The sequence below is a fragment of the Mesorhizobium sp. M1A.F.Ca.IN.020.03.2.1 genome (assembly GCF_004023205.1).
Lineage (GTDB): Bacteria > Pseudomonadota > Alphaproteobacteria > Rhizobiales > Rhizobiaceae > Mesorhizobium.
Genome location: NZ_RZSV01000219.1, coordinates 1 through 9,091 on the forward strand (window position 1 = coordinate 1; position 9,091 = coordinate 9,091).

Genomic DNA, 9,091 nt, shown 5'->3' on the forward strand with positions numbered 1-9,091 from the left:
ACCCAGCACCACCTGCTGGCAAAGGCTCAAGATCGGCAGATAGCCCTGCAGGAAAGGCTGCTGGTCGGCCGTCAGCTGCACCCAGCCGCCCTTGAAGCCTTCGACGATCTGCGGGCTGGTGTCGAAGCCGAAGTTGAAGATGTCGCCGGGCTTGCGTCCCGCCGCCTGCATATAGGTGGCGACGTTGCCTAGCATCTGTCCGCCGGGATAGCCGACCGCCTTGACGTCGGGGTGGTTGAGCAGAGCCGCCGTGATCACCGGAATGGCAAGGTTCGGGTCGGACGCCCATTCGCCGCTCGGCGGCGAGGACAGCTGGATCACCTCGACGCCCGCCTCCTTCAGCGCCGCGACCGTGCCGCGCTCGCGCGCGCCGCGATTCTCGTTCTCGAACGGGCCGATCATGATCGCCTTGTCGCCGGCCTTGAGCTTGCCGAGCTTGAACGCCTCGGCGCCGAGCGCGCGGCCCTGCTGCTCCTGCTGCGCGCCGACATAGCCGCCGCCGAACGCTTCCACCACCTTCGGCACCGGCACGTTCTGGTACATCATCTTGATGCCGTCCTTATGCGCCTGCTCGGCCAGCGGCATGATCGCGGCATCGCCCGGATGGCCCATCATGGCGATGCCTTGCGGCTTGACCGCGACCGCCTCGCGCAATTGCTGCACCATCTTCTCGACATCCCACTGGGAGAAGATGTAGTCGACCTTCGGCCCAAGATCGGCCGCCGCCTGCTTGGCGCCATTGTAGACGATGGTGCCGAAGGCGTCGCCCTCGGCGCCGCCGACGAAGAAGCGGATATGGACGTCCTTGCACCATTGGGCGTCAAGCGCCTTTGCCGGCAAGGTGGAAATCGAGGCGCAGAGCGCCGCAGCAGCCGCCGCGACGGTCGAGCGCAGAACAGTCCTTCTCGTCGTGATGCTCATGCACGTTCCTCCCTTTTGGTCCCTCGCAACAGAGGGTTTCGACGATTGCTTCGGCCGTAGTCTTGGTGGCCGGCTCCTCCCGCCGGCCGGTCCTCACACCGGATTGGGCAGGTAGCTGGCTCCTCCCCTGCACTGCTTCAGATAGCCCAGCGCCCGCACCTGACCAGTCATCTCGAGGTCGCCGCGATAGACCGGGTCGTGCCAGCCTTCGATGTCGATGGCGCCCTTGTAGCCGGCCAGCCGCAATTCGCTGATCACCCGGGTCCAGTCGCTGTCGCCGAAGCCGGGGCTGCGCATCTGCACGAATGGCAGGCGTCCGAACACGCCGTGCTCGCGGATCACGTCCCAGCGCACGGTGGCGTCCTTGCCGTGGACGTGGAAGATACGCGGCGCCCATTTGCGAATCTGCGGAATCGGGTCGATCAGATAGACGAGCTGGTGGCAGGGCTCCCATTCGAGCCCGAGATTGTCGTCGGGCAATTCGTTGAACATCAGCTCCCAGGCGTCCGGGTTGTGGGCGATGTTCCAGTCGCCGCTCGCCCAGTTGCCGTCCATCGCACAGTTCTCGAAGGCGATGCGCACGCCCTTGTCGGCGGCGCGCCTGGCCAGCGGCCCCCAGACCTCGCGGAAGCGGGGCAGGCTGTCGGTCAGCGGTTTGCCGCGCAGCCGGCCGGTGAAGCCGCAGACCATCGTGGTGCCGAACAGATGTGCGTTGTCGATGACGGTCTCCCACGCCGCGAGCACGCCGCGGTCGACCTCGCCGTTCTCCAGCGGATTGCCGAACACGCCGATCGATGAGACGGCGACGTCCGCATCGCCGATCGCTTCGCGGATTTCGCCCGCCAGGCGCTTTAGGTCCTTGCCGCCCAGCGTCTGCCAGAAAAAGGGCTGGATGCTCTCGAAGCCGAGCGGCAGGATCTGTTTCACATAGGCGGCCGGGTCGTCGAGATTGGCTCGCACCATGGTGCCGATCCTGATGTCGAGAAGCGGGTTCGGCATCACGGCGTTTCCTTTGCGATTGCGACGCGGCGTCCGGTCTCTGCGCTTTCGATGGCGCCAAAGACCATGGCTAGGCTTTTGATGTTGTCGGTGCCGCGCGTCTCCGGTTCGGTGCCGGTCTCGATCGCGCGCATGAAATCCTGGATGATGCCGAGATGGCCGTCGACTCTGTCGGCCGCGTCGAGCGCCGGCACCTCGATCGACTGGGTCTTGTCGATGATACCGTCGCGGCCGGATGCAACCACCTCGGCCTTCAACCCGTCATGCCCGTCCCACAACAGGCTGCCGCGCTCGGCGACGATGCGCCAGCTGCCTTCCCAACTCGTGCGGAAACCGTCCGCGCACCAGGAGCCGGCATAGGTGAAGACCTTGCCGCCGCCGAAATCGAACACCGCGCTGGCCGACGAGCCCTGACGGTACCAGGAATTGGCAGGCTCCCACTCCTGGCAATAGACGCCGGCCGGTTCGCCGGCGACCATGTAGCGGGCGGCGTCGAACGTGTGGATCGCCATGTCGAGCAAAAGCACGTGGCGCATCTCCTCGCGAAAGCCGCCGAAGTGCGGCGCGACGAAGAAGTCGGCATGGATGCTGGTCGGCTTGCCGATGGCGCCGGAATCGAGGAACCGCCGGATCCGCCTGACATTGGCGACATAGCGCCGGTTCTGAACCACGGCATGGACCCGCCCCGCGCGGCGCGCCGCTTCGATGATGGCGCGCGCATTTTCTGGGCTGTCGGCAAGCGGCTTTTCGGTGAGCAGATGGCAGTTATGGGCAAAGGCCGAAAGCGCGACCTGGCGCCGCGCAGCAGGAACCACGACATCGAACACGGCATCGGGCCGGGTCTGATCGAGAACGGCATCGAGGCTGGTGCCGATGACGGCATTGGGGAGCTCGTACTCGCGCGCCCTCGCCTGCGCCCGATCGGCATCGAGATCGACAAGGCCGGCAATGGCAAGCCCGTCGATCTGCCTCGCGGCATCGAGCCACTGCCTGCTCATGGCTCCGCACCCGACCAGGACGACCTTCATCATCCAGCGCTCCTCCTCCGCTCGGCCCCTCCAGGCCGAGTGTCACGGCATTTCCGGCTTCACCGTAAACGTTTTTCCGTAAACGTTTACGAGAACACACCCGATGGCGTAGAATGTCAATCACCTGCTCGCGAAAATCGACATGCACTGCTTGGCCTGAAGGACGGCCGGTGCTAGCGAGGTCAGGGGGAGAACCTACCTTGGCGTCCAGCATCCACGATCTCGCGCGTCACCTGAACATTTCGATCGGCACCGTGTCGCGCGCGCTGAACGGCCGCGCCGACGTCAATGCGGAGACGCGCCAGCGCGTGCTCGAGGCGGCCAGGAAGCTGAACTATTCGCCCAACCAGTCGGGCCGCAGCCTGCGCCAGGGCGCCACCCGCTCGATCGCCTTCATGCTGCAACCGCATCCCGGCGACCAGCAATATGGCGAGCCGTTCTTCATTCCGTTCCTGACCGGCCTGCAGGCGCGGCTCGCCGAGCATGAGTTGGATCTGATGGTCGTCATGGGCGAGCCCGGCCAGTATCAGCAGGAGCGGCTGCGCCGCGTGGTTGAGACGCGCCGGGCCGACGCGGTCGTGTTGGCCAATACACGGCGGGAAGACGATCGGATCGACTATCTGAGCAAGGCCGGCTTTCCCTTCGCCACGCTTGGCCGAAGTCAATCCGGCGGCGACACCTATCCTTCGCTCGATATCGATTTCGAGAGGGCGGGTGATGAAGCCGTCGACCGGCTGGTTGCGCGCGGCCACCGCCGCATAGCTGCCATCCGCCCTTCGCTTGATCTCAACTTCGGCTACCTGTTCCTCGACGGCTACCGCAAGGCTCTGAAGCGGCACGGCATCGAAGTCGACCCCGGCCTGATCGCCGACGGCTTCATCAACGAGACCGGCGGCTACCAGGTGACGCCGCGTGTCATGCTCTCCAAGGACCGGCCGACAGCCATCATCTTCAACAATGACGCGATGGCGCTCGGCGGCTGCAAGGCACTGGCCGAGATGGGCATCAGGCCCGGCCACGACATCGCGGTGATCGTCATCGTCGACACGCCGCTCTGCCGCTACTTCTCGCCGACGCTGACCGCCTTCCGTCCGGCGCTGGAGCCGATGGGCCGGCGGCTGGCCGAGATGCTGCTGGCGTCACTCCCGGCCCATGCCGGTCCGGAGGGGCCACGCACGATCCGCGAAGTCTGGCCGCTGGAGCTCGTCGCGCGCGAGAGCGATTGAGCACCCTCTCCTTCTCCCCTTGCGGGAGAAGGTGTCGCCGAAGGCGACGGATGAGGGGTGCTCCAGGGAAAGCCAACGTCTCGCTCCGCTGGAACACCCCTCATCCGTCTCGGCGCTGCGCGCCGATCCACCTTCTCCCACATGGGGAGAAGGAAGGAGCCCCACTCCTGTCACGCAAGTATGATGTTCGCGTCCTAGACCCGATGTGACGCCATTCCGGCTCTGCTCGTCACATGGGGACATCATGAAGCACCTCAACCGAACCGTCGCGCTTGGCGCGGCAATCGCCCTGTTCACCGTGCTGAGCCCTGCGCTCGCCGAGGGTGTTGGCTATGTCAACAAGGGGCTGGTCGGCGTTGGCCGCATCCCCGCCAGCCAGAAGGACAAATTCGGCGAGACCTTTGGTTCGGGCTCCGGCATGGCAATCGACGCCAAGAGCTGGGCGCGTGACGGCGCCGGCTACAAAGGCTCGCTCTGGCTGCTGCCGGACCGCGGCTACAACGTCGCCGGCACCACCGACTACCGGCCCCGCTTGAACACCATTGCAATCGAGCTGACCCCGACCCCTCCGGGCGCGGCGCCCGCCGCCGGCCAGGAACAGTCGGGCGTCAAGGCAACGCTCGTCGACACCATGCTCCTGACCGACGACAAGGGCGCCGACGCCACCGGCCTCGACCCGCTCAACGGCGTGCGCCCCGCTGCCGGCGACATGCCGATCCTGCCGCAGGCCGACAATGGCAAGCTTTCGCTCGACGACGAGGCGGTCGTGCGCCTGCCCGACGGCACCATGTTCATTTCCGACGAATATGGCCCCAACATCTATCGCTTTTCGGCCGACGGCCGCCTGATGTCGGCGACGCAGCCGCCGGCGGCCCTGGTGCCGATACGCCATGGCAAGCCGAACTTCGCTTCCGACAATCCTGGCCCGGGTGCCGCCGAGCCGGATCCCAAGGATCCCGAGACCGGCCGCCAGAACAATCAAGGCCTCGAAGGCATGTCGATGACGCCGGACGGCAAGTTCCTGATCGCCGTGCTGCAGTCGGCGCCGCGCCAGGATGGCGGCGATTCCGGCTCGACCCGCCGGAACACCCGCGCGCTGGTCTATGACGCCTCCGACCTCGCCCACCTCAAGCTGGCGCACGAATATGTCGTACCGCTGCCGGTGTTCAAGGACGCCAAGGGCAAGATCAAAGTGGCCGCGCAGAGCGAGATCGTGGCGCTGTCCGACAAGAGCTTTTTGATGCTGGCACGCGACAGCGGCAACGGCCAGGGGCTGAAGGACGCCGAGTCGGTTTACCGCAAGATCGAGATCGTCGACCTGTCCGCGGCCACCGATATCGCCAACGGCCCATTCGACGCCGCCGACAAGCCGGTTGCGCCGAAAGGCGTGCTCGATCCGTCGGTGACGCCGGCCAAGCTCACCTCGTTCATCGACATCAACGACAAGGGCGAACTCGGCCGTTTCGGCCTGCACAACGGCGCGCCGAACGACAGGAACAACCTCTCGGAGAAGTGGGAGGCGATGTCGCTGGTGAGCGTGCTGGACCCGAAGCTGCCTGACGACTATTTCCTGTTCGTCGCCAACGACAACGACTTTCTCACCCAGGACGGCTTCCAGGTTGGTGCCCCGTACAAGGCCGAGGATGGCGCCGATGTCGACACCACCTTCCTGGTCTATCAGGTTACCCTGCCCGGCCTGTCGGGGAACAGTCTCGCCGCAAACTAGTTGCGATTACCTGGTTTACGCCGGACAGGCGGTTCGAGCGTCTCGTGGAAAGATAGCGGGTTCTTACTGCCGCATCACTTTCAGTTTTTCTGCCGCCGAGGCGGCAAGGTCGGCATAGCGCTCTTCCAGCCGCTCTGCGGCCTTGATGACGGGAAAGTCATGGCCGAACTTCTCCAGCGCCAGGCGCAGCTTTTCCGCGAAGTCCGCCTGTTGCTCCAGTGCCGAAAACAGGGTCTTGACCTGCGCCTCGCTGATATCGGGGTTGGCGAGCATCTTCGGCACATCCCGGCCCATCTGTTCGCCGGTGGCGGTCTGCTCCTTCAGGATTCCGATCCAATCGGTCAATGCCGAACTCCTTTTCCGGCAGCATGCGCGGGGCAAGCTGCTGCGGTCAACCCATTGGGGGTACCGCCGTCGATCATTGCAGCGATCAAGGCTTGCCTCGCCCCTGACCGGCGTTAAGTTCGGCTCGACCCGGAATAAGGACATCAACCATGACCAGCGACGCCGAAATCCAGACCGCCCTGCCCGCTTTCGCCTCCGGCAATGTCGCCGTCATCACCGGCGGCGCCAGCGGCATAGGCCTGGCCGCCGCGAAGCGCTTCGCGGCCATGGGCATGAAGGCCGTGCTTGCCGACATAGGCGGCGTGCGCCTCGACCAGGCCCGGCAGGCGGTCGCCGTCATTGCCGGGGACGATGCCGTTCTCCCTATCCCCACCGACGTCTCCAAGGCCGACGAAGTCGACCGGCTCGCGGAACTCACCTACGGTGCATTCGGTGCGGTTTCGGTGCTGATGAACAATGCCGGCGTCGGCAACAATCCCGGCAAGCCGTGGGAAAACCGTGAAGCCTGGAAACGGCTGCTGGACATCAATTTCTGGGGCGTCGTGCATGGTGTCGAGGCCTTTGCGCCGCGCATGCTGGCTGCGGGCGAGCCCGGCCTGATCATCAACACCGGATCCAAGCAAGGCATCACCACGCCGCCCGGCAATCTCGCCTACAACGTCTCCAAGGCGGGCGTGAAGACCTTCACCGAGGGCCTGGCCCACACGCTGCGCAACGAGCCTGGGGCCAAGCTTTCCGCGCATTTGCTCATCCCCGGCTTCACCTATACCGGCCTGACCGAGGGCGCGACGGAAAAGCCGGCCGGCGCCTGGACGGGCGAGCAGGTGATCGATTTCATGCTGGCATCGCTCAAGCAGGACGACTTCTACATCCTTTGCCCGGACAACGAGGTCGCTCGGCCCATGGATGAAAAGCGCATGGCCTGGGCGATCGGCGACATCATCGAAAACCGCCCCGCTTTGTCGCGCTGGCATCCGGATCACAAGGACGCTTTCGCCGCCTTTATGAACCGCTGACGGGCCGTTCAGGCGGCGCCTTCCTCTTAGAGCTTGCCTTCCGTGGCACGGTCTTGTTGGCGGCCGCCTCAGCGATCTTGCGGTCGCGCCCGGAACCGTTTTTTATCGTCATAGCCTGCTTGGCCGCTGTTTCGGCGATTTTGCGGTCGTGCCGTTTTGCCGCCGCTTCGCATTTGGCGCGGATCTCCTCGACCTCCGATTCCGTCAGGTGCTCGATGCCGATGAAATGGTTGTGGGCCTCGCTGACGCGAATCAACTCGTCGAGCTTGGTCTGGATTGCCGCGCCATCGCGGTTCTGCGTGTTCTGGATCAGGAACACCATCAGGAAGGTGATGATGGTTGTCCCGGTGTTGATCACCAGTTGCCAGGTATCCGAGAAGCCGAAGACCGGGCCAGTCGCGGCCCAGATCACTACGATCAGAACGCAGACGGCAAAAGTCAAAGGCATACCGGCCAGGTGAGCCACCCAATTGGCAACCTTGGTGAAAAGCTTTTCGATCATCCAGTCCTCACAAAACGCAAGAGCGCGGCACTTCGAGAGAAACAAGGGCCGGCCTCTCCGGTTCCCGCCGGCCCGATTTTCCGCCTGCAATCGCATACACGCCAGAGGCGCATGCCGACGAAAAAACACCTTATGCGTTGTTGCCATGGTGCCGGTGCAGGTCGAAAAGCCTGCTCGTTCCGCTTCACGGCGGCTTACCTCCGGCCCCTTCCGCCGCGCCACCCCCGCATGGCGGAAGGGGCGCGCTGCGCGGGTTCAGGTCGCGGCGTTTTCCCAACGATCGAGGAAGGCCTCGATCGGCAACGACTGCATGTCCGGGATCGCCCTGGCGAGTTTTTCCGGCGTCCAGTCCCACCAGGCGACGTCTTCAATGCGCGCCGCCACGTCGGCGCTAAAGCGCTGGCGCAAGGGTTTGGCCGGAACGCCGGCGACGACAGCGTAAGGCGGCACGTCATGCGTCACCACTGCGTTGGCACCGATGACGGCGCCATTGCCGATCGTGATGCCTGGCATGATGACGGCGCCATGGCCGATCCAGACATCGTGCCCGATGCTGACCGGCTTTGCCTGCCGCCGCTCTCGAAATGCCGCGTCGACGCCAAGCCAGCGGAAATATTCGTTGGGCCGGTAGCTCACCTTGTGCTGGGTCAGCCGCTCGATCGGATGCTCGAGCGCGTTGATGCGGCTGTTGGCGGCGATGGAGCAGAACTTGCCGATCATCGTGTAGATCGCTTCCGAATGACGCTCGAAATAGGAAAAATCGCCGACCGTCACGTCGCGCAGGATCACCCGCTCGCCGATCGATGCATAGCGGCCAAGCTTGCACCCCTTCAACTCCGCGGTCGGATGGATGCGCGGCTCGGGATCCTTCGCAACGAGATGTTCAGGACGGTCCATGGCGCGGCTTTACGCCCGAGCGATTGCCCCGGCAAGCGGGACCAATCATCATTGCGGCTTGCCCTTGGCCCACACGACGTTCTGGCCATAGAGGGGCACGGTCGTGACCGACATCTTCGCTGAGCCGTTCTGGACCTGGCGCGAATGCGAGAGATAGATCAGCGTCTCGTTCTTCTTGTCGTAGATGCGGTTCACCACCTGTTTCTTCCAGATCAGGCTGAGGCCCTGCTTGAACACCTCTTCGCCGCGCTCGCTCATGTCGATGTCGCCGATTGTGATCGGTCCGGTCTGCCGGCAGGAGATCGACGAGTCCGACGGATCTTCGAACCAGTTGCCCTTGTGCAGCCGATCGATGATGCTGCGGTCGAAATAGGCGACGTGGCAGGTGACGCCGTCGACCTTTGGATCCTTGATCGCGTCGATCATGATGT

Annotated in this window: 10 protein-coding genes; 3 read left to right on the forward strand and 7 right to left on the reverse strand. The window is 64.5% G+C overall.

Annotated elements, in window-relative coordinates:
* From EOA79_RS25730 to EOA79_RS25740, 3 genes are all read right to left on the reverse strand, one after another.
* Nucleotides 1–921 (reverse strand): substrate-binding domain-containing protein (locus EOA79_RS25730; RefSeq protein ID WP_164893946.1); only part of this gene is annotated, 921 nt, incomplete at its 3' end.
* Nucleotides 922–1,014: 93 nt separating this feature from the next.
* Nucleotides 1,015–1,920 carry a sugar phosphate isomerase/epimerase gene (locus EOA79_RS25735; RefSeq protein WP_197504177.1) on the reverse strand — a complete coding sequence of 302 codons (906 nt, stop codon included), beginning with the start codon at nt 1,918–1,920 and terminating at the stop codon, nt 1,015–1,017.
* Nucleotides 1,920–2,951, reverse strand: a complete 1,032-nt coding sequence (locus EOA79_RS25740) for a Gfo/Idh/MocA family oxidoreductase (protein WP_067323151.1) — start codon at nt 2,949–2,951, stop codon at nt 1,920–1,922. Before EOA79_RS25740 ends, EOA79_RS25735 begins: the two co-directional genes overlap by 1 nt.
* 197 nt (nt 2,952–3,148) lie before the next feature.
* On the opposite strand from EOA79_RS25740, the gene EOA79_RS25745 reads away from it, so the two are divergent.
* Together EOA79_RS25745 and EOA79_RS25755 are read left to right on the forward strand one after the other, a co-directional pair.
* Nucleotides 3,149–4,174, forward strand: coding sequence for a LacI family DNA-binding transcriptional regulator (locus EOA79_RS25745; protein WP_095783804.1), 1,026 nt, complete (start codon nt 3,149–3,151; stop codon nt 4,172–4,174).
* Between the two features lie 244 nt (nt 4,175–4,418).
* The gene (locus EOA79_RS25755) at nt 4,419–5,900 is read left to right on the forward strand and encodes an esterase-like activity of phytase family protein (RefSeq protein WP_095824908.1); all 1,482 of its coding nucleotides are present in this window, start codon (nt 4,419–4,421) and stop codon (nt 5,898–5,900) included.
* A 63-nt stretch (nt 5,901–5,963) separates the two neighbouring features.
* Here EOA79_RS25755 and EOA79_RS25760 read toward each other — a convergent pair whose 3' ends face one another.
* The gene (locus tag EOA79_RS25760; protein ID WP_095824909.1) at nt 5,964–6,245 is read right to left on the reverse strand and encodes a hypothetical protein; all 282 of its coding nucleotides are present in this window, start codon (nt 6,243–6,245) and stop codon (nt 5,964–5,966) included.
* 149 nt (nt 6,246–6,394) lie between these two features.
* Between EOA79_RS25760 and EOA79_RS25765 the strand changes: the two genes are divergently transcribed.
* A complete protein-coding gene (locus EOA79_RS25765) occupies nt 6,395–7,261 on the forward strand; it encodes an SDR family NAD(P)-dependent oxidoreductase (RefSeq protein ID WP_095824910.1) in 867 nt (288 codons plus the stop codon).
* Here EOA79_RS25765 and EOA79_RS25770 read toward each other — a convergent pair.
* The 3 genes from EOA79_RS25770 to EOA79_RS25780 all read right to left on the reverse strand — a co-directional run.
* The gene (locus tag EOA79_RS25770; protein ID WP_066990799.1) at nt 7,248–7,763 is read right to left on the reverse strand and encodes a low affinity iron permease family protein; all 516 of its coding nucleotides are present in this window, start codon (nt 7,761–7,763) and stop codon (nt 7,248–7,250) included. The two genes, EOA79_RS25765 and EOA79_RS25770, sit on opposite strands and share 14 nt — an antisense overlap.
* A 255-nt stretch (nt 7,764–8,018) precedes the next feature.
* The gene (locus EOA79_RS25775; RefSeq protein WP_095824911.1) at nt 8,019–8,660 is read right to left on the reverse strand and encodes a DapH/DapD/GlmU-related protein; all 642 of its coding nucleotides are present in this window, start codon (nt 8,658–8,660) and stop codon (nt 8,019–8,021) included.
* Nucleotides 8,661–8,708: 48 nt separating this feature from the next.
* Nucleotides 8,709–9,091: CreA family protein (locus EOA79_RS25780; protein WP_128293420.1), on the reverse strand; the 383-nt coding region annotated here is incomplete at its 5' end.

Excerpts from the sequence above, each read along its gene's own strand:
- EOA79_RS25740 (WP_067323151.1), bottom strand. The coding sequence starts at position 2,951 with ATGATGAAGGTCGTCCTGGTCGGGTGCGGAGCCATGAGCAGGCAGTGG.
- EOA79_RS25755 (WP_095824908.1), top strand. The coding sequence starts at position 4,419 with ATGAAGCACCTCAACCGAACCGTCGCGCTTGGCGCGGCAATCGCCCTG.
- EOA79_RS25765 (WP_095824910.1), top strand. The coding sequence starts at position 6,395 with ATGACCAGCGACGCCGAAATCCAGACCGCCCTGCCCGCTTTCGCCTCC.
- EOA79_RS25775 (WP_095824911.1), bottom strand. The coding sequence starts at position 8,660 with ATGGACCGTCCTGAACATCTCGTTGCGAAGGATCCCGAGCCGCGCATC.
- EOA79_RS25770 (WP_066990799.1), bottom strand. The coding sequence starts at position 7,763 with ATGATCGAAAAGCTTTTCACCAAGGTTGCCAATTGGGTGGCTCACCTG.
- EOA79_RS25735 (WP_197504177.1), bottom strand. The coding sequence starts at position 1,920 with ATGCCGAACCCGCTTCTCGACATCAGGATCGGCACCATGGTGCGAGCC.